Raw genomic sequence first — 19,130 nt, forward strand, 5'->3', positions numbered from 1 at the left:
TAAATGTGTGGTAAACTAACGTTACGTTCACTCCAACAATGAAGGGATTTTGTAAATGGCAAAGCATATTAAATTAATCGCAACAGCTGCTATGGGACTAGAATCGGTAGTAGCAGAAGAAGTACGGAAGCTTGGTTATGAGGTAGAAGTGGATAATGGGAAAGTAATTTTTGAAGCTCCAATCTCAGCCATTCCAAGGTGTAATCTTTGGCTTAGAACGGCTGATAGGGTCAAGTTAGTTGTAGGTGAATTCAAAGCGACTACGTTTGATGAACTTTTTGAAGGTACGAAGGCACTGGCCTGGGAAGAGTATATAAGTGAGGAAGGTCAATTCCCTGTATCCGGTAAATCGGTTAAATCAACACTCTATAGTGTTCCAGATTGTCAGAAGATAGTGAAAAAAGCTATTGCAGAGCGTTTAAAACGAAAGTATGGAATGGCATCCAAAATGCCAGAAACAGGTGCAATGTATAAAGTAGAAGTATCGTTATTAAAGGATATGGCGTTATTAACGATTGATACATCCGGAGTAGGATTACATAAAAGAGGGTATCGTGTTGGACAAGGGGAAGCACCATTAAAAGAAACAATGGCAGCTGCATTGGTTTTACTTACAAACTGGCGTCCGGAATTCCCGTTAATTGATCCTTTTTGTGGATCTGGAACGATACCTATTGAAGCAGCTTTGATTGGTCAAAATATTGCCCCAGGATTTAATAGAGAATTTGCTGCGGAGGAATGGGAAATTATTCGCAATAAGTATTGGGATGAAGCCTTTCAGGAAGCAGAAGATTTAGCCAACTATGATCAGAAGCTAGACATCATCGGAAGTGATATCGATCATAAAATGATTGAGATTTCGAAGGCGAACAGTTTAGAAGCAGGCTTAGGTGAATTAGTAACCTGGAAACAAATGCAAGTAAGTGACTTAACTATCCGTAATGAAAATGGTTATATTATCGCCAATCCACCTTATGGTCAACGTATTGGTGATCAGGAAGCAGTACAAAAGATGTATAAGGATTTGGGGAATATTATGAAGAATCATCCATCCTGGAGTGTATATGTTTTAACAGCTCTTGAATCATTTGAAAAGCATTACGGAACAAAAGCTACTAAAAAAAGAAAGCTATTTAATGGATTTATTAAGACCGATTACTATCAATACTTCGGGAAAAAAGTAAAGGGGGAAGTATAATGGCAACTATTTCGGAAATGGAAAAGGAATTTAAGGATTATCTGAAAGAAATTAACGCAATGCGTGAGGCGGTAACATTAATCCAATGGGATTTACGTACGAAGATCCCAAAAAAAGGTGTGGAGCAGCGCTCAGAAGTAGTAGGCTATCTATCACAAAAAATACATCAAATGCAAGTTTCTGATAAAATGAAGGCTTTCATTGACGCATTAAAGGATAATACGGAAGATGAAATTATTCAAAAGTCAGTACTCGAGTGCCTCGATACCTATGAGAAGAATCGAAAAATACCAGAAGATGAGTATAGAGAGTATGTTATGCTCCAATCCAAATCGGAAGCAGTATGGCAAGAGGCGAGAAATAAAGCTGATTTCTCTTTATTTCAACCGTACTTAGAGAAGCTAGTAGCATATAACATCAAGTTTGCGAATTACTGGGGCTATAAAGTAAATATTTATGATGCTTTATTAAATAATTATGAACCAGGTGTAACAGTGAAAACGTTAGATGAGGTATTTCCAAAAGTGCGCAAATCACTTTCGGAGCTACTTCAAAAGATACAGCAAAGTTCCGTCAAGCCTAATACTGATTTATTAACGGCACATTTTCCTAAACAAGCTCAAGAAGCATTTTCTGTAGAAATTTTAAATCGTATGGGGTACGATTTTGATGCTGGTCGATTAGACGATACGATTCATCCTTTTGAAATTACTATCAACTTAAATGATGTTCGAATTACTACTCGATATGATGAACAGGATTTCCGTATGGCTGTTTTTGGAATTATTCATGAAGCAGGACATGCATTATATGAGCAAAATATTGATAAACGATTAGAAGGTACCCCACTTGCGTCTGGAACTTCGATGGGTATTCATGAATCACAGTCCTTATTCTGGGAAAACTTTTTAGGCAGAAATAATGTGTTCTGGGAATCCCATTATGACGTATTTAAAAAGTACGCACCACAGCATTTTGCACAAGTAGATTTACATGATTTTTATCAAGCGGTTAATGAAGTCAAACCATCTTTAATTCGAATAGAGGCTGATGAATTAACATACCCACTTCATATTATGATACGATATGAATTAGAAAAAGCATTAATTAACGGAGAGATTGAGGTAAAAGACTTACCGCAATTATGGAATGAGAAAATGGTAGAGTACCTAGGAGTTGAACCACCAACAGATAAAGAAGGAGTACTGCAAGACATTCACTGGGCAGGTGGAGACTTCGGTTATTTCCCATCGTATGCATTAGGGTATATGTATGCAGCACAATTTAAGGATAAAATGAGTGAATCGATTCAGATAGATGAGGTTATTAAATCAGGAGATTTTGCTCCAATCCGTAAGTGGCTTACTGAGAATATCCATCAGTATGGTAAAATGAAAAAACCACTAGATATCTTAAAAGATGTTACTGGAGAGGGATTAAATCCAGACTATCTAATAAACTATTTAACAAGCAAATATCGTGAAATTTATAAGCTATAAGTAATTTTGGTAGTCGGTATCTTTGTTAGAGTAAGACATGGCAAGACTATGGAAAAAGCAATAGCTGTTACAGAATTAGCCTACTAATCAAGTAAATCAGATTGTTTTTCACTAATCATATGCTTCTTAATAAAAGAATTCCGTATCATCTAGATACAGAATTCTTTTATTAAGGCTACCAGTTCATTACTGGATAGAATTTATCGCCCTATTGGAAAATCAAATGGTACAGATCCTGCTGGTGAATGTTGTATAATATCAATAAAAGGTATCGTATATGCTGCAAGAATTAATACTACGGTAATACCAATCCATAATTTCCAATTTTCAAAGTAAGCAGGTGTAGCTTCAGCATTTTCTTCCTCTTCAGCAATTGGAAATTCTTCTTCACCCTTTGGAGCAAAGAAAGTTAGTTTGATAAAAATGTAAACCATTAAAAGAATACCGACAAACAAGATTGTTCCACCAATAGCTTGAGCCATTTGGTATCCAATCCATTCTGTTACCTGGTCACCGCCAGCATACTCAGAGTAAGAGGAGCGTCTAGGTCCACCTAATAGTCCCTGTATATGCATGGCACCAGACATGATGGACATACCAACAGCCCAGACAATAGCTTGAATGATACCTAAACGATTAATCTTCGGTGTTAGTTTACGACCTCTTAGATGCGGTATTAACCAATAGCTAATTCCAAAGAAAGTTAGCATTACGGTTGTAGCAACAGTCAAATGGAAGTGACCTGTTACCCAAATCGTATTGTGTACTACTGCGTTCATTTGGTGTGATGCGTTTATAATTCCGCCAGCGCCACCAGGAATAAAGGCTACCATTCCAATAAATGGAGCTAGGAAACGGACATCTTTCCAAGGTAACTTTTTTAACCAGCCAAATAATCCTTTTGCACCTTTACGACGACCAGTAATTTCGAATGTTGCAAACATGGAAAACGCGGTCATTAAACTTGGAATGACAACCATAAAGGTTAATACCACTTGAATGAACTTCCATGTTGGATCTATACCAGGTTCTGTTAACTGATGGTGAAATCCAACTGGGATCGAGAAGAATAGGAATAATACAAATGACATTCTAGCTAATGAATCACTAAATAATTTACCACCGATGATTTTAGGAATAATAGCATACCAAGCCATATATGCAGGCAGTAACCAGAAATAGACTAATGGATGACCAAAATACCAAAATAATGTTCTGCTTACCAACACATTAATGGTTTCTGCAAATCCAAGAGACCATGGGATAAACTGAATGAGTACTGCTACAGCAACACCTAATGAAGCAATAAACCATAGAATGGTATTGATGGTAACCATAAAGGCAAGAAGTGGTGATTTTTCACCTGGATGTGCTTTTTTCCAAACAGCTAATTGATGCCAGTTGACAAATCCAGCTATCCAGCTACCAACAACAACTAATGCAAGCCCAATATAGAATACCGGATGTGCTCGAAGTGGTGCATAGAATGTATAGAGTACACTTGCTTCACCAAGCAGAATCATGGTAGCTGTTAGAATCGTACCGATTACCATAATCCAAAAGGCAATCCATGCAATCTTACGTTGTTTATCTGAAATACCTACTGTTTTTCCCATTAAGGAAAAATGAAACCCTATAATAAAGTAGGTGGTTAAGACTAGCCCTAAAATGACACCATGTACGGTAAGAACTTGATAATAGTCAATCCCAAATGGTAAGGTGAATTTTCCTGTACGTACGAAAACTTGTAGTAAGCCCATTAGTCCACCTATAAATAATGAGATAAATGCAATAGATAGAAACGACATATAAAGTCTTGATTCAGGTTTAGATATAGGTAATGCCAGAGCGGAAGTTTGTCTATCGATTACTTTTCTTGCTAACTGCATTATTCATACACCTCCAAGGTGGCATACATTAGATGATGCCCAATTCCACAATACTCGTTACATACAATGGTATACGTACCCGGTTTGTTCATAACGGTTTCGAGACTACTTACATAACCTGGTTCAACCATCATGTTTACATTTGTGCCAGCAACATTAAAACCGTGAACAACATCTTTTGTTGCTACCTGGAATAGAACCGTTGATCCTTTAGGAATCCGGATGTGTTTCACCGAATTTCCTTCCTCATCCTTTCCCAAGTCATAATAGAAGGCACTAGCAGCAATGTTTACGATATACTTATCATCGTCTACCTGTGTTAACCCTAAGTTTTCTGGTTTAAAGGCTTCATTTGACTCAATATTGTTTGGGTCGATGGTAACGCCATGACTTTGTGGATGTGTTCCTTGCCAGAATGCGCCATAACCTAGCACGCTTAAGAATACAATTAGGGAACCAATTCCAAATGTTAACCAGATTTTTTCATACTTATGCAAATGCATCCTCATTCACACTCCTTTTCTTAGTTACCTCGAAATAAATAACGCAAATGCACCAATCCAACTGATGATGATAAATACACCTAATAGCATTACTGAAATGAAGGTACCTTTTAGTTCGGGCTTTTCTTTCTCAGATGCTTTTTTTGTTTCTTGATTTCGCATAAGAGATCCTCCCTTTTGATTTGTTAGTTATTACACCTTCATCATACACAAATTTCCAATACAGAAAATGCCAATCAGCTAACGTTCATCTTTTGTTCAATAGTGCCTTGGAATCCTTGGTATTACTGCGTTTTATAAGAAGAGAACGAAATGAATTGTGGCAGAAATATGTAAAAATAAGTAATAAATTATGAAAAGCGTAACAAACTAACTTCAAAAATGGCTTTTTAAAAGGTGAGACCATGACAATTATTTGTTCTGTTGGGAGAGCTATACCAAAATATGAAATAGCTCAAAATCAAGTAAAAGATTTAGTACAGAAGATTTTTCAGTACTCAGAAAGGGAAGTAACGAGACTTTTACCAGTATTTGATAATGCTTCGATCCAATCTAGACAATTTGTAGTAGAGGAGGATTGGTTTTTAACGGATCACAGCTTTGAAGAACGTAATGGCTTGTACCAGCAATATTCGATTGATTATGCTACTCAAGCAATGGATGATTGCTTACAGCGTGCTAATCTGATAGAGGCAATATCCTATGAGGATATTGACTTACTTTCATTTGTATCTAGTACCGGTGTTTCTACTCCTTCTGTGGATGCCTATTTGATGAACAAACGTCCATTTCGGCCTAATGTAGACCGAATGCCTCTTTGGGGATTAGGGTGTGCTGGTGGAGCGATTGGATTATCTAGAGTGTTTAATTGGCTGAAGGCCAATCCAAGTAAAGTCGCTATGCTAGTCACTTGTGAGCTGTGTAGTCTTACATTTCAAAAAACAGATAATAAGAAAAGTAATTTAGTTGGAACAGCTTTATTTGGAGATGGGATTAGTGCTGTATTACTCATTGGAGAAAAGTCTCCGTTTCGCAATAAGCTGAATAAGCCCTTACCGGTTATTCAATCTTATAGCTCGTATACCGCGAAGAATTCTACAGATGTAATGGGGTGGAAGGTAGTCAATACAGGATTTGAAGTTATTTTCTCAAAGAGTATTCCTACACTAGTTAACACCGTTTGGAAGCCCCATATGGAAATGTTTTTACAGGATACGGGTTTACAGGTAGAGGATATTCATAGTGTAATCGCACATCCTGGAGGAAAGAAGGTAATCGAAGCCATGATAAACGCATTACATATTCCGAAAGAGAGACTTAAATATACGTATAAGATACTAGAAGATCATGGCAATATGTCCTCCTCCACGGTGCTCTATGTTTTACGAGAATGGTTACAGCAGGATATGGTACCTGGAAATAAAGGCATTGTCTGTGCATTAGGGCCTGGTTTTAGTTCTGAAATATTATTACTGGAGTGGGATGAATAATGGCATTATGGATGTGGATGTTAATTTTATTTATTATTGGACAACGATTAGTAGAATTAGTTATTGCTAAACAAAATGAGAAATGGATGAAGGCAAGAGGGGGAATCGAAACAGGAAGTGCACATTACAAATGGTTTATTTATTTACATATTCTGTTTTTTATAAGCGTCTTTTTAGAAACATCGATGAAATTGGTTAATCAGGAGGTTGTCTTTAGTTATTTCTATTTTTTCGTATTTTTATTGGCACAGTTGGCTAGGTTTTGGTGCATCTACTCTCTTGGGCGATTTTGGAACACTAAAATCATTGTTATGCCTAGAGTGGCCTTAATTAAAAAGGGTCCTTATAAATATATAAAGCATCCGAATTACGTTATTGTAGCTGTTGAACTCTTTGTGATTCCGATGTTATTTGGTGCGTATCTAAGTGCAATTGTATTCCCAATACTCCATGTGTTGTTATTAAGGATTCGAATTCCAGCAGAGGAGAAAGCATTAACTTCGATACCAAAGCTATAAAAAAACGGTAATCAACTTTGATTACCGTTCTTCATTATATAGGTTTTTTTATTTTTTAACTACGTTAGCTGCTTGTGGACCACGTTCACCTTCAACGATCTCGAAGGAAACTTCTTGGCCTTCTTCTAGTGTCTTAAAGCCTTCACCTTGGATAGCTGAATAGTGAACGAATACATCGTTCCCACCTTCAACAGAAATGAAACCATAGCCTTTTTCTGCATTAAACCATTTTACTACTCCGTTTTCCATGTAAATAATCCTCCTAAAACCTTCACGTAATCGTGATAATACAAATCAGAAAAATGAGTATCAAAAAAGGCAGCTCTTAAAGAAAGACTGGATCATATCAACCCACTTCTTCCGTTCGAAGCTACCACTTTTAATGATCCATAAATCTTCATTGCTTGTGATAAATATAGCTTATTTTGATATGTCAGTCAAGTTGCAAATTGGTATATAATACGGAATAATCCAATCTGTCTGTTATTTAACTGACATTCATTGTATAATTATAGTATGTTGTTTATTAGCTGAAATATGTATTATATTATTTTTTTCTGGTCAGCAAAAAATGGTAAAAAGGAGATAAGAAGAATGAAAATGAAGTCCGATATAGAAATCGCACAAGAAGCTACGTTAAAGCCGATACATAAGATTGCTGAAGAACTTAATTTATCCGATGAAGATTATGAACCCTATGGCCATACAAAGGCTAAATTATCCGATCGGCTTTTGGCTAAATTAGCTGATAAACCGAATGGGAAAGTGATTTTAGTAACTGCCATTAGTCCGACACCAGCGGGAGAAGGGAAATCCACAGTTACTGTAGGTCTTGGACAAGCATTGAATAAGATTGGAAAAAAGACTGTCATTGCACTACGAGAGCCTTCACTTGGTCCGGTAATGGGAATTAAAGGTGGCGCAGCTGGTGGTGGATACTCCCAAGTACTTCCAATGGAAGATATAAATTTGCATTTCACCGGTGACTTACATGCTATTACAAGTGCTAATAATGCTTTAGCAGCTATGATTGATAACCATATTCATCAGGGGAATGAATTAAATATTGACCCAAGAAGAATTGAATTTAAACGGGTTATGGACATGAATGACCGCGCTTTAAGACAAATTGTAGTCGGTCTTGGTGGACCGTTACGAGGAGTTCCTAGAGAGGATGGCTTCAATATTACGGTTGCTTCAGAGATTATGGCAATCCTATGTTTGTCTAACGATTTACAGGACCTAAAGAACCGAATTTCTAATATTGTTATTGGCTATACCTACGAAGAAGAGCCCGTTTATGCTCGAGATTTGAAGGTAGAGGGTGCTTTAACACTCCTTTTGAAGGATGCGATTAAGCCTAATTTAGTCCAAACAATCGAAAATACACCAGCCATCATACATGGTGGCCCTTTTGCTAATATTGCACACGGATGTAATAGTATTATTGCTACAAAGACAGCAGCGAAATTAGGAGAATATGTAGTAACAGAAGCGGGATTTGGTGCAGATTTAGGAGCGGAAAAGTTCCTTGACATTAAGACCAGAGCTGGAAATATTGAAACCGATGCAGTAGTCATTGTTGCGACAGTGCGGGCTTTAAAAATGCATGGTGGTGTGCCAAAGGATGAGCTTACAGTAGAAAATATTGACGCACTGAAGGCTGGTATGGAAAACCTTCAAAAGCATATTGAAACGATCCAGTACTTTGGCTTACCATTTGTGATTGCTATTAATCAATTTCCAACAGACACAACGAATGAAGTGGAATATATTAAAGCATGGTGTGAGGAAAGCAACTATGAAGTAGCATTGACAAATGTATGGGCTCAGGGAGGAGAAGGTGGAATAGAACTCGCTGAAAAAGTTGTCCAAACGATTGAATCAAAAGAAAAACAGTTTAAGCATGTTTATGAGCTAGAGGATGCATTAGATACGAAAATCATTAAAATCGCTAAAACCGTATATGGTGCGGATGGCGTAGAATTTTCATCCAAAGCCAAAAAACAGCTTGCTTTCTTTGAAAAGCAAGGCTGGGGGAACTTACCGGTTTGTATGGCAAAAACACAGTATTCATTGTCGGATAACCCTGCATTACTTGGACGACCAACGGGCTTTACAATTACGATAAGAGAGTTCCGCCCTTCTATCGGAGCTGGATTTATTGTCGCATTAACCGGTGATATTATGACGATGCCAGGACTTCCAAAGAAACCAGCCGCCTTAAAGATGGATGTAACAGAAGATGGTAAGATTGTAGGGCTATTTTAATGAACCAAAACGAACAAATTTTAGTGATTCAAGCATATTGTCAAAAACTTTTTGGCAAAGATTCAACCGGACATGACTTTTTTCATTTAAAACGGGTAGCAAGACTTGCAAGTCAAATTGCAAAACAAGAGAATGCGAACACTTTTATCTGTGTATCAGGTGCTTGGCTTCATGATGTTGGAGATCATAAATTGTTCGATGCCCCTGCAAGAGCCCTTAACGATATGGACAAATTCTTGACTTCTATACAGGTTTCTAAGGAGGATATTCAAGCCATTCATCAAGCAATAGAAAACATATCTTTCAGTAAAGGGAAAATACCATCGTCCATAGAAGGAAAAATCATTCAAGACGCTGATCGAATAGATGCCATTGGTGCAGTTGGTATTGCAAGAACGTTTGCATATGGAGGGGCGAAGGGAAGGCTAATGTATCATGATGTAGAAAAGCAGGATACATCATTACAGCATTTTTATGATAAAATTTTACATCTAAAGGATACGTTACATACAGATGCGGCTAAAAAACTAGCTGAGGAAAGACATGCATTTGTTGAAGCCTTTATCGAACAATTTCTCGAAGAATGGGGATAAACGGGAAGTAATCGTATCAATAAAATTGTAATGAAGGAGAGCGAATACCGCTCTCCTTCATTAATGCTTAGCCATCAATCCGCTTCGCACCTAAGTATCGGGTTTGCCAATAGGATTCGTCCATATTACTCACTTCCACACCTTCTAAACTGGCATGGATAAATTGATTATTCCCTATATAAATTCCAGCATGAGACGGGCCTGGTTTATATGTCTCAAAGAAAACGATATCTCCAACTGATAGTGAATTTACCGGAGTGGCAAAGTTCCAAATGTCACTTACTGTTCTCGGAATAGTGACACCATTTACGCTATAAATATATTGTAAAAAGCCACTACAATCAAACCCACCAGGTGAACTACCACCCCAAACATAAGGAGTTCCGATATGATCCTGAGCCGCTTGGATTATACTAGTATAATTTGCTGGCGCTGTAACATTTTTTACCTTTGTGTTGGACTTTGTTTCTGCTTCTGTACTAGAATTGCTAATTGTTGCTTGTTGTCTTTCTTGGTTATACATTGTTTGAAGGGATTCTTGCGGTGCTTCATCAAGAAAATCAATATCATGTTTTTCTTCTGCAATTTCGATAGCCTGTTTAGTTAACGGGCCATACATTCCATCAATTTCACCTTCATAATAACCGAAGTACTGTAAGGATTCCTGAATAATTTTAACATCCTCACTGTGAAGACCTGGGTATACTTTATCTGATAATTTTTCTAGCCTTTTAATATGTCGTTCAATATCTACTTCAATAAGCGCAATAATCGTTTCCTTATCTGCTTGACCGGTAATCGTAATATTGTGATCCCGTTGAAATTTTTTAATAGCATGCTCGGTTAGAATGCCTAAATCTCCATCAACTTTATCGTCATAATACGATAGCTCATTTAATTTATACTGTAAAATACGAACTGCTTCTCCGTGATCACCATATTCTAATTGATTCGCTTCTAATAATGTTTTATTTCCAATAATAGGATAGGCTCCTGCGTAAAGGGCAAATGGTTGACTCAGAACAAAGCTGTATAACAATGTATTCTTGGCTAAATTTTCAACCGTACCATTTAACATGCGTTAATACCCCTTTCGATTGGACTCTTGTTAACTAGTTTTATTGCAAATATATAGAAAATATGAATTACGATTATGTTACAAGATTATTATGGTACAATATAAAAAAATGAAGAAGATATGGGGGAGCTCGTAATGATAACAGGAGAACAAGCTTATCTAGACTTATGTCAGCATATATTAACTAATGGTACAAAACGAGATGACCGAACCAATACTGGTACATATTCCGTATTTGGTCACCAAATGCGATTTGATTTACAAGAAGGTTTTCCACTACTAACGACGAAAAGAGTTCCGTTTCGTTTAGTTGCAAGTGAATTATTATGGTTTATTAAAGGGGATACTAATATCCGTTATTTATTAGAAAATAATAACAACATCTGGAATGAATGGGCTTTTAAAAAATGGGTAGAAAGTGATGAGTATATTGGCCCTGATATGACCGATTTTGGGAATCGCAGTCAGGTAGATCCTGCATTCAATGAAGTTTATGAAGAACAAATGGATTATTTTAAGCAAAAAGTATTAGAAGATGACCAATTCGCAGAAAAATATGGTGACCTTGGTTCTGTATACGGAAAGCAATGGAGAGCTTGGAAAACATCACAAAATGAAACGATTGATCAGCTACAAGAGGTAATTGAAGCCATTCGTACGAATCCAAATTCTCGTAGACATATGGTATCTGCTTGGAATCCGGAAGAGGTTCCAAATATGGCATTACCGCCTTGTCATACGCTATTTCAATTCTATGTAGCGGATGGTAAGCTATCTTGTCAACTCTACCAACGCAGTGCAGATGTATTTTTAGGAGTGCCGTTTAATATCGCTAGTTATGCATTATTAACCCATCTTATTGCACATGAAACAGGTCTTGAAGTTGGGGAGTTTGTCCATACACTGGGAGATGCTCATATTTATGGGAATCATGTAGAACAAGTAAAACTACAATTAACTCGAGAGATGAAAGCAATGCCAAAGCTTAGATTGAACCAAGAAAAAGCGTCAATCTTTGATTTCGAACTTAGCGATTTTGAAATAATTGGCTATGACCCACATCCTACCATTAAAGCGCCTATTGCGGTGTAAGGAGGAATTTACTTGTTATCACTATTATTTGCAATGGACCGTAATCGTGTCATTGGTTCCAATAATGATTTACCTTGGCATCTACCGAATGATTTGAAATTTTTCAAGGAAACAACGACGGGCCATACGATTATCATGGGAAGAAAGACGTTCGATTCGATTGGACGAGCACTACCGAACCGGAGAAATATTGTGTTAAGCAGAAACAATATAACACTTCCTGAAGGTGTAGAATTAATTCACGATATGGACACGATTATCGAAATGAAGGAACAGGATCCTAATGAAGAGTTATTTGTCATTGGTGGCGGTGCTTTATTTAAAGACATCCTTCCATATGCAGACCGTATGTATGTGACTTTAATTGATGAGGAATTTGAAGGAGATGTTTATTTTCCGACCTTTTCATCTGATATGTGGAGAGAAACCTCTACTGTTAAAGGGATAAAGGATGAGAAGAATCCGTATGATTATTACTTTATTCAGTATGATCGAATCCGTTAATTTGCTTGGTGGTTGTTTATTCTACTGTTAACTGATAAAATAAAGGTGGTTATAATGATGTAACCATCTTTGTTTTATGAACGTTTTGTGAGCGTTTCTTTTGATACATATATTTTGTAAGTGTTTTAAACTATAATGAAACTAATTTTGATAGAAGAAGGTGTCAATATGGGTCCTATTGGAATTCCAGGTTTAATTTTAATCCTAATCATTGCTTTAGTTATTTTTGGTCCAAAAAAACTACCTGAAATCGGAAAGGCCGCTGGTCAAACGTTAAAGGAGTTCAAGAAATCTGCAAAGGATTTAACGGAAGATGTAACGGAAGAAATTAAGGATGCAAAAGATCTTACGCAAGGTAAGGATAATAAATAAATTACTTGGAGTGAACAGCAATGAGTGGTATCGGTGTACCTGGTTTAATATTAATTCTTATTGTTGCATTAGTCATCTTTGGTCCGTCGAAACTACCTGAAATCGGAAAGGCTTTTGGTAGTTCATTACGCGAGTTTCGCAATGCTGCAAAGGACATTGTTTCAGAGGATAACAAGCAAGAAAAGCCGGTTAACGAAGTAAATACAACGATTAAAAATGACTAACTAAAGGTGTAAGGTGGATAACCTTGCATCTTCTTTTCTGTTGTGATCTCTTTCTTGCCAGATCATGGTGAGGATTCCTAGTATACCGTATATAGACAAGCTTTTATAACAAGTATTAGTATAATGAAATTTGATACAGCATTTGAACTCTTGGGGTGTTTTGTATGGCGCGTAAGAATAAAGAGAAAGAAATGAATTTTACTGGTCATCTAGCGGAGCTTAGAAATAGGTTAGTGGTAACTGCTCTCTTCTTTGTTGCGTTTTTTATTATAGGTTTTGTATATGTTAGAGATATTTATGGATTTTTTGAGAGTCATATTGACTTTAAACTAGCAGTAATTGGTTTAGGAGAAGTGTTTTGGGTGCAATTTACTATGGCTGGAATCGTTGCATTAGCTGCTACTCTTCCAATATTAGCTTTGCAGATTTGGTTGTTTATTAAGCCAGGGCTTACGCCTAAAGAAAGAAGAGCATCCTTAGCGTATATCCCGGTCATTTTCCTGCTGTTTGTTGGTGGACTAGTTGTTGGTTATATCATGTTTATCAATTTAATATTACCATTCTTATTATCACTAAATGATGGTATGTTTAATGAAATGTTTACGGTAGAAAAGTATTTTAAGTTCGTCTTTCGCATTACTTTACCATTTGCTATTATTTTTGAAATACCAATTATTGCGATGTTTTTAACTAGTATTGGCATTTTATCGCCAAACGCGATGCGAAAAATGAGAAAATATGCTTATTTTATTTTGATTATCGTTGCTGCGATGGTTACACCACCAGACTTTATTTTACCATTAATCGTTGCAATTCCGTTCTTTCTATTATATGAAATCAGTATTTACCTTTCTACTACGGTATATAGAAAGAAAGAGAAGAAGCATCGTGAATTTATGGAAGGCTAATTTATATTTTTGAGGTGTTTTATATGCGCTCGTTCTATCATTTTATGATGAGCTATCGTGGAAAAAAGAAGCCAGATGAGGAAAGTAAACTGGCAGATTGGATGTTTCAGGATCATAATTTTCCGAGGCACTCTGATAACTATGACGAAATTAGCGAGTATTTAGAATGGAATAGTCCATTCACCAATGCGATATCTGTATTTGACTCGCTGTGGGAAATATATGTAATAAAAGAAAAAGATTAAACTAGGGTCTGTCGATTAGACAGACCCATTACTATGATTGAATACGATATATATCGTTAAATGGAATAGCTAGTATTTCTTCGTTTAGATTCTTCAAGAGAACCTTTTGCTTTAGTTGATCGAACTTTTGAATCGTCCCACTAATCGCTAACATTTTCCCGCTTTGGTAATACGTTAATGTAATAAGCTGATTGTCCTGATACGCCTCGATAATTTGATTGTTTATTAGCTCAAGCTCCTGCTCATCTAGCAGAGGCCGTTGGATACGTTTATCCTCACTCCATATAGATTTTAGGAGTTCTACATGCTCAGGGAGCATTAATGAAGTCCATTTGATGGATCCTCTATCATTCACGATTTTATCACCTCATCCTTATTATATACGAACATTTGTTTGTTTATCAAGAAAGCAATATACTGTAGAGTAACGAAACATGATAAAATAGAAGAAGAAATCACAAGGGGGAAAGTAGTATGAAAATAGTACACACCGCTGATTGGCATCTTGGAAAGATTGTGAATAGCGTTCATATGACAGAGGAACAAGCGTATATTCTTGATCAGTTAGTAGACATCATTCGAACAGAGAACCCGGATGTGTTAGTAATTGCAGGCGATTTGTATGATAGAGCTATTCCACCAAAGGAAGCTGTAGATTTATTAAATCGCGTATTAACAACCCTTGTAACAGACATAAAGATCCCAGTATTAGCGATTTCTGGTAATCATGATAGTCCAGAACGTTTAGAATTTGGCACGGAATTATTCCGCTCACAAGGGCTTTATATTGAAACCAGGCTAAGTAGAAGTCTTGAGCCTGTTGTTATAGAAGACGAGCATGGTCCTGTTTACTTTCATTTAGTTCCATACATTGAGCCTGCCGAGGCTAGGGAACTATTTAACGATGATACGATTCATTCCCATCAAACAGCAATGGAAGCCGTAACGAACTATATTAGAGAGCATCATGACATGAAGGAACGTCACCTATTTGTAGGACATGCTTTTGTAGCTGGGGGAATGGAGTCTGAATCAGAGGAGCGATTATCGATGATTGGTGGAACTCCATATGTTGATGCGAATTTGTTTCAAGACTTTGTTTATGTTGCGTTAGGACATTTGCATCAACCACAGCGTATTAAGCGAGATGAGGTAAGGTATAGTGGTTCGATTTTAAAATACTCCTTTTCTGAAGCTACTCATAAGAAGTCTGTCACCATTATTGAACTAGACGCTGATGGAACGTGTGAGTTAAAAGCTATTCCGTTAGTACCGAAGCATGATATGCGTATTGTGGAAGGATATTTTGAGGATCTTCTTACCAATCCACTAGAAAACAATGAGGATTACTTGCACATCCGCCTTCTCGACAAGGGACAGATAATGGATCCGATGTACAAGCTAAGGAAAGTGTATCCGAATATTTTACGATTAGAGCGGATTGGATTTTCTACAACCAAGAGCTTACTAGATTTACAACAAATTCGCCAAAAGCAAACACAATCTCATACAGAGCTATTTGCTTCCTTTTATGAAGAGATTACTGGTGAAGCGATCGATGAGAAACGAATGGCGTATATCGAAAGTACGATTTCGACTGTAATGGCAAAGGAAAGAGGGGAATAAAATGCGTGCAATCAAGCTAAGTGTGACTGCTTTCGGTCCCTATTTAGAAAAGCAAGTTATTGACTTTGAGTTGTTAGGTGATGAATCTATTTTTCTAATAACTGGCCCCACTGGTGCTGGAAAGACAACTGTGTTTGATGCGATTTGTTATGCTTTATATGGGAGAGCAAGTGGCTCTGATCGTGACCAAGACTCGCTACGCAGCCATTTTGCAGCAATAGATGAGCCTACTGAAGTAGTATTCCAATTTGCCCTAAATAACCGCGTGTATGAGATTATACGTAATCCTAAGCAACAAAAGAAAAAAGAACGTGGCGATGGTTACACCGAAGAGCCAGCTAAGGCAATCCTGTATGAGATTGTCAATGGAGAAAAACAATTGCTATCCTCTCGTATTAAGGATGTCAATGAAACAATTGAAGAGAAGCTTGGATTTGATTATGAGCAATTTCGTAAAATGGTACTAATTCCTCAAGGAGAATTTCGTAAGCTCATCTCAGAAAATAGTAGAGAACGTGAAGCCATTCTTCAGAAGATATTCCGTACCCATTTTTATGAAAAAATGACGGATGAATTAAAAATTCAAGCGAAAGAATTAGAAACTCAAATGAAAAAGCTAGAAGCGGATATGGAATATGAACTATCTAAAATTGACTGGCAACATGTTGAAATAGAAGAGTCGGATACTAATGAGGTTAAACTAGATAAACTCCGTCTAGAAATTGAAGAAACAGAGAATAGAGCGACTGAGCAAAACGAAGCAATAGGGAAGCAGCGGGAAAAGTTAAAACTTGTAGAGGATAAGCTCAGAAAAGCGAGTATCATTGAAGAGAAGTTTAAGGAACAACAAGCCCTCTTAGTAGAACAGCATCGGCTTGATCAGCAGAAATCTTCAATGGCAGAACAGAAAGCAAGGCTTCACCTTGCTAGAACCGCTCAGCAACTTGTCCCACTTGAAGAACAAGCCGCTTCACGACAGGTAGAGTGGCAAAGACAAGCTAAACGTCTACAGGAGCAAGAAGCCAATCTAGCTCAGCTAAATAAAGAGTATGAGAGCGTGAAACAGAAATATGAAGTGGCGATAAGTAAGGAATCGGAACGCGAAACATTAAAAGAAGAAATGAAACGTGGCAAAGAACAGCTGCAGCTTGTGAATACTTATCTTGAATTAACGAAGACAATGGATGAGCTGGAGCAGAAGAAAACCCAAGCCAATGATCAACTAACGCAAACGCAAATGAACTTACAAAAATTAGAAGCTAAAATGAAAGAGTTAGAAACACAATTAGCAGAAGAGACGACATTAACTAAAGCGTATTATGAAACAAGAGATGCGTTAATAGAACAAGAGGATAGGAAGAAAAAATTAACGGAATATCAAATAGAAAGTCACAAGCTAATTGGTTTAAGGCAACAATATGCAACCGCTAAGCGAAAATATCAAGAAAAACAAGAGCATATTAAGCATTTAAAGGACAAGTACGATAAGCTACTACTAGCTCAAAATGAGCAATTTGCTGGATGGCTTGCCCATGAGTTAGTACCAGGTGAACCTTGTCCGGTTTGTGGGTCTACACATCATCCGAATAAAGCTGTACAAGATACATTCGAACATAACATGGAAGAACTAGAAGAATTAAAAGCATTAATCCAGAAGCAGGAGCTAGAGTTTGATGCTGTGCAACAGGATTTTGTTAACCATAAAACGAATGGGCAAACACAGCGTTCTTTCGTTGATAAGCTACAAGCTGAATTAGAAACGATTTTCCCTGGCTTCACGAATGAACAAGTTCAAACTGTGGAAGCCAATGTAACGAATGAGGTAGACAGTATCAAACGAAAATTAGAAGGAATAACCACTAAACTAAAGGAAATAAAAAGTATCCAAGACAAAAAAGTCACCTATCAGAATAAAGAAACAGAATTAAAACAAACGTTTGATTTAATATCCAAACATGTGCAAGAGCTTAATGATGAATTACTAAAAACCTCTGCAAAAGCGGAAGCATTAGCAAAACAATTACCAACCGAAGTGGAAGATCCGACAACATTTACTAACCTCGTAATCGAGAAAGAAAAACAGTATGAACAAATGATGGTCGAATGGGAGCAATTAAAGTCTTCTTATGAGAAAATAAATGAGCTACGACAAAAACAAACGACCGTTTTAGAACAAGTTCAAGGATTTGAACAAGAAACAAACGATAGCTATCAACTGCAAAAGCAGAAGTTTCTTACTGCAATTGCCGAAAATGGATTCGCGAATATAGAAGAATACCATAAAGTAAAATTATCACTTGAACAACAAAAACAACTAGAGACAGAAATAGAGACATACGAAGCAACAGTAAAGAGAATTCAATTTCGATTAGAGGAACTAAACGAACAGCTAGAAAAGGTAGAAAGAGTAAATTTAGAAGCGTTGGAAGCAGAGGCTAATCTATGTAAGGAAGAGCTACAACAAATGCAGGAAAGATTATTAACCATTCAATCAAAACAAAAGCATGATGAGGAAAGTAGACAACGACTAAAGACTATTATGCAAAATAATAAGGAGTTAGAAACCGATTATTATATAGTCGGATCATTAGCAGATTTATCGAGTGGAAATAATGCCTTACGTTTATCTTTTGAACGGTACGTATTAGCTTCTTTCTTAGATGAAATTTTACTACAAGCAAATGTGCGATTGGATCGTATGACAGATCATCGCTATCAACTAGTCCGAAGTGGGGAAGTGGCGAAGCGAGGTGCACAGAGTGGGCTCGACTTAGAAGTCATGGATCATCATACTGGGATTACACGATCAGTCAAAACCTTATCAGGTGGGGAAGGATTTAAAGCGGCACTAAGCTTAGCACTAGGATTAGCAGATGTCGTCCAAGCCCATGCTGGTGGTGTTCAACTTGATACATTATTTATCGATGAAGGATTTGGCACGTTAGATGAGATTTCCCTACAACAAGCAATTGACTGCTTAAAGGATCTCCAAGAAAGCAATCGATTACTCGGAATTATTTCTCATGTACCAGCTCTAAAGAGTGAAATTCATACGAAACTAGTTATCGAGCCTTCTCATAGAGGGTCTAAATTAGCTTTCCGTTTTGGAAATTAACCGGA

At 37.0% G+C, this 19,130-nt stretch carries 20 protein-coding genes; 14 read left to right on the forward strand and 6 right to left on the reverse strand.

The window, feature by feature from the left end; genetic code table 11:
• Window positions 1–55 precede the first annotated feature (55 nt).
• Together KGF86_RS05985 and KGF86_RS05990 are read left to right on the forward strand one after the other, a co-directional pair.
• The gene (locus KGF86_RS05985; RefSeq protein ID WP_211741351.1) at window positions 56–1,198 is read left to right on the forward strand and encodes a THUMP domain-containing class I SAM-dependent RNA methyltransferase; all 1,143 of its coding nucleotides are present in this window, start codon (window positions 56–58) and stop codon (window positions 1,196–1,198) included.
• On the forward strand, window positions 1,198–2,697 hold the full coding sequence (locus KGF86_RS05990; RefSeq protein WP_211741352.1) for a carboxypeptidase M32: 1,500 nt from the start codon (window positions 1,198–1,200) through the stop codon (window positions 2,695–2,697). The genes KGF86_RS05985 and KGF86_RS05990 overlap by 1 nt, the downstream gene beginning before the upstream one ends.
• A 200-nt stretch (window positions 2,698–2,897) precedes the next feature.
• On the opposite strand, the gene KGF86_RS05995 is transcribed toward KGF86_RS05990, so the two are convergent.
• The 3 genes from KGF86_RS05995 to KGF86_RS06005 all read right to left on the reverse strand — a co-directional run bounded on the left by KGF86_RS05995 (window position 2,898) and on the right by KGF86_RS06005 (window position 5,251).
• Window positions 2,898–4,505: a b(o/a)3-type cytochrome-c oxidase subunit 1 gene (locus KGF86_RS05995; protein WP_246521386.1), complete on the reverse strand. Its 1,608-nt coding sequence runs from the start codon at window positions 4,503–4,505 to the stop codon at window positions 2,898–2,900.
• Window positions 4,506–4,585: 80 nt separating this feature from the next.
• Window positions 4,586–5,089 (reverse strand): cytochrome c oxidase subunit II, encoded by a 504-nt coding sequence (locus KGF86_RS06000; protein WP_186869747.1) that lies wholly within the window; start codon window positions 5,087–5,089, stop codon window positions 4,586–4,588.
• A 24-nt stretch (window positions 5,090–5,113) separates the two neighbouring features.
• On the reverse strand, window positions 5,114–5,251 hold the full coding sequence (locus KGF86_RS06005) for a cytochrome c oxidase subunit 2A (RefSeq protein ID WP_186869746.1): 138 nt from the start codon (window positions 5,249–5,251) through the stop codon (window positions 5,114–5,116).
• 242 nt (window positions 5,252–5,493) lie between these two features.
• Between KGF86_RS06005 and KGF86_RS06010 the strand changes: the two genes are divergently transcribed.
• Both KGF86_RS06010 and KGF86_RS06015 read left to right on the forward strand, forming a co-directional pair.
• Complete coding sequence (locus tag KGF86_RS06010) at window positions 5,494–6,579, forward strand: type III polyketide synthase (RefSeq protein WP_211741354.1); 1,086 nt, start codon at window positions 5,494–5,496, stop codon at window positions 6,577–6,579.
• Entirely contained in the window at window positions 6,579–7,097 is a 519-nt protein-coding gene (locus KGF86_RS06015; protein WP_186869744.1) for an isoprenylcysteine carboxyl methyltransferase family protein, read from the forward strand. The genes KGF86_RS06010 and KGF86_RS06015 overlap by 1 nt, the downstream gene beginning before the upstream one ends.
• A 48-nt stretch (window positions 7,098–7,145) precedes the next feature.
• Here KGF86_RS06015 and KGF86_RS06020 read toward each other — a convergent pair whose 3' ends face one another.
• The gene (locus tag KGF86_RS06020; protein ID WP_186869743.1) at window positions 7,146–7,346 is read right to left on the reverse strand and encodes a cold-shock protein; all 201 of its coding nucleotides are present in this window, start codon (window positions 7,344–7,346) and stop codon (window positions 7,146–7,148) included.
• A gap of 351 nt (window positions 7,347–7,697) precedes the next feature.
• Between KGF86_RS06020 and KGF86_RS06025 the strand changes: the two genes are divergently transcribed.
• Both KGF86_RS06025 and KGF86_RS06030 read left to right on the forward strand, forming a co-directional pair.
• The gene (locus KGF86_RS06025) at window positions 7,698–9,368 is read left to right on the forward strand and encodes a formate--tetrahydrofolate ligase (RefSeq protein WP_186869957.1); all 1,671 of its coding nucleotides are present in this window, start codon (window positions 7,698–7,700) and stop codon (window positions 9,366–9,368) included.
• Window positions 9,368–9,961, forward strand: a complete 594-nt coding sequence (locus KGF86_RS06030; RefSeq protein ID WP_211741355.1) for an HD domain-containing protein — start codon at window positions 9,368–9,370, stop codon at window positions 9,959–9,961. Before KGF86_RS06025 ends, KGF86_RS06030 begins: the two co-directional genes overlap by 1 nt.
• Window positions 9,962–10,028: 67 nt before the next feature.
• On the opposite strand, the gene KGF86_RS06035 is transcribed toward KGF86_RS06030, so the two are convergent.
• Complete coding sequence (locus KGF86_RS06035) at window positions 10,029–11,039, reverse strand: C40 family peptidase (protein ID WP_186869741.1); 1,011 nt, start codon at window positions 11,037–11,039, stop codon at window positions 10,029–10,031.
• Window positions 11,040–11,174: 135 nt separating this feature from the next.
• Between KGF86_RS06035 and KGF86_RS06040 the strand changes: the two genes are divergently transcribed.
• The 6 genes from KGF86_RS06040 to KGF86_RS06065 all read left to right on the forward strand — a co-directional run bounded on the left by KGF86_RS06040 (window position 11,175) and on the right by KGF86_RS06065 (window position 14,384).
• The gene (locus KGF86_RS06040; protein WP_211741356.1) at window positions 11,175–12,131 is read left to right on the forward strand and encodes a thymidylate synthase; all 957 of its coding nucleotides are present in this window, start codon (window positions 11,175–11,177) and stop codon (window positions 12,129–12,131) included.
• 12 nt (window positions 12,132–12,143) lie between these two features.
• Complete coding sequence (locus KGF86_RS06045; RefSeq protein WP_211741357.1) at window positions 12,144–12,635, forward strand: dihydrofolate reductase; 492 nt, start codon at window positions 12,144–12,146, stop codon at window positions 12,633–12,635.
• Window positions 12,636–12,770: 135 nt separating this feature from the next.
• The gene (tatA, locus tag KGF86_RS06050; RefSeq protein WP_281413767.1) at window positions 12,771–13,007 is read left to right on the forward strand and encodes a twin-arginine translocase TatA/TatE family subunit; all 237 of its coding nucleotides are present in this window, start codon (window positions 12,771–12,773) and stop codon (window positions 13,005–13,007) included.
• Between the two features lie 20 nt (window positions 13,008–13,027).
• Window positions 13,028–13,231, forward strand: a complete 204-nt coding sequence (locus KGF86_RS06055) for a twin-arginine translocase TatA/TatE family subunit (protein WP_186869738.1) — start codon at window positions 13,028–13,030, stop codon at window positions 13,229–13,231.
• Window positions 13,232–13,395: 164 nt separating this feature from the next.
• Window positions 13,396–14,139, forward strand: a complete 744-nt coding sequence (gene tatC / locus KGF86_RS06060) for a twin-arginine translocase subunit TatC (protein ID WP_186869737.1) — start codon at window positions 13,396–13,398, stop codon at window positions 14,137–14,139.
• A 23-nt stretch (window positions 14,140–14,162) separates the two neighbouring features.
• A complete protein-coding gene (locus tag KGF86_RS06065; RefSeq protein ID WP_186869736.1) occupies window positions 14,163–14,384 on the forward strand; it encodes a YozE family protein in 222 nt (73 codons plus the stop codon).
• Window positions 14,385–14,415: 31 nt separating this feature from the next.
• Here KGF86_RS06065 and KGF86_RS06070 read toward each other — a convergent pair whose 3' ends face one another.
• The gene (locus KGF86_RS06070) at window positions 14,416–14,739 is read right to left on the reverse strand and encodes a YolD-like family protein (RefSeq protein WP_211741358.1); all 324 of its coding nucleotides are present in this window, start codon (window positions 14,737–14,739) and stop codon (window positions 14,416–14,418) included.
• 119 nt (window positions 14,740–14,858) lie between these two features.
• Here KGF86_RS06070 and KGF86_RS06075 point away from each other — a divergent pair, with 119 nt between their 5' ends.
• Window positions 14,859–16,010, forward strand: coding sequence for an exonuclease SbcCD subunit D (locus KGF86_RS06075; RefSeq protein WP_211741359.1), 1,152 nt, complete (start codon window positions 14,859–14,861; stop codon window positions 16,008–16,010).
• A gap of 1 nt (window position 16,011) precedes the next feature.
• Window positions 16,012–19,125, forward strand: a complete 3,114-nt coding sequence (locus tag KGF86_RS06080) for an AAA family ATPase (RefSeq protein WP_211741360.1) — start codon at window positions 16,012–16,014, stop codon at window positions 19,123–19,125.
• The last annotated feature ends 5 nt before the right edge of the window (window positions 19,126–19,130 follow it).

The sequence above is a fragment of the Ornithinibacillus massiliensis genome (genome assembly GCF_018310345.1).
Taxonomy (GTDB): domain Bacteria; phylum Bacillota; class Bacilli; order Bacillales; family Amphibacillaceae; genus Ornithinibacillus; species Ornithinibacillus massiliensis.

Excerpts from the sequence above, each read along its gene's own strand:
- KGF86_RS05985 (WP_211741351.1), top strand. The coding sequence starts at position 56 with ATGGCAAAGCATATTAAATTAATCGCAACAGCTGCTATGGGACTAGAA.
- KGF86_RS05990 (WP_211741352.1), top strand. The coding sequence starts at position 1,198 with ATGGCAACTATTTCGGAAATGGAAAAGGAATTTAAGGATTATCTGAAA.
- KGF86_RS05995 (WP_246521386.1), bottom strand. The coding sequence starts at position 4,505 with ATGTCGTTTCTATCTATTGCATTTATCTCATTATTTATAGGTGGACTA.
- KGF86_RS06000 (WP_186869747.1), bottom strand. The coding sequence starts at position 5,089 with ATGCATTTGCATAAGTATGAAAAAATCTGGTTAACATTTGGAATTGGT.
- KGF86_RS06005 (WP_186869746.1), bottom strand. The coding sequence starts at position 5,251 with ATGCGAAATCAAGAAACAAAAAAAGCATCTGAGAAAGAAAAGCCCGAA.
- KGF86_RS06010 (WP_211741354.1), top strand. The coding sequence starts at position 5,494 with ATGACAATTATTTGTTCTGTTGGGAGAGCTATACCAAAATATGAAATA.
- KGF86_RS06015 (WP_186869744.1), top strand. The coding sequence starts at position 6,579 with ATGGCATTATGGATGTGGATGTTAATTTTATTTATTATTGGACAACGA.
- KGF86_RS06020 (WP_186869743.1), bottom strand. The coding sequence starts at position 7,346 with ATGGAAAACGGAGTAGTAAAATGGTTTAATGCAGAAAAAGGCTATGGT.
- KGF86_RS06025 (WP_186869957.1), top strand. The coding sequence starts at position 7,698 with ATGAAGTCCGATATAGAAATCGCACAAGAAGCTACGTTAAAGCCGATA.
- KGF86_RS06030 (WP_211741355.1), top strand. The coding sequence starts at position 9,368 with ATGAACCAAAACGAACAAATTTTAGTGATTCAAGCATATTGTCAAAAA.
- KGF86_RS06035 (WP_186869741.1), bottom strand. The coding sequence starts at position 11,039 with ATGTTAAATGGTACGGTTGAAAATTTAGCCAAGAATACATTGTTATAC.
- KGF86_RS06040 (WP_211741356.1), top strand. The coding sequence starts at position 11,175 with ATGATAACAGGAGAACAAGCTTATCTAGACTTATGTCAGCATATATTA.
- tatA (WP_281413767.1), top strand. The coding sequence starts at position 12,771 with ATGAAACTAATTTTGATAGAAGAAGGTGTCAATATGGGTCCTATTGGA.
- KGF86_RS06055 (WP_186869738.1), top strand. The coding sequence starts at position 13,028 with ATGAGTGGTATCGGTGTACCTGGTTTAATATTAATTCTTATTGTTGCA.
- tatC (WP_186869737.1), top strand. The coding sequence starts at position 13,396 with ATGGCGCGTAAGAATAAAGAGAAAGAAATGAATTTTACTGGTCATCTA.
- KGF86_RS06065 (WP_186869736.1), top strand. The coding sequence starts at position 14,163 with ATGCGCTCGTTCTATCATTTTATGATGAGCTATCGTGGAAAAAAGAAG.
- KGF86_RS06075 (WP_211741359.1), top strand. The coding sequence starts at position 14,859 with ATGAAAATAGTACACACCGCTGATTGGCATCTTGGAAAGATTGTGAAT.
- KGF86_RS06080 (WP_211741360.1), top strand. The coding sequence starts at position 16,012 with ATGCGTGCAATCAAGCTAAGTGTGACTGCTTTCGGTCCCTATTTAGAA.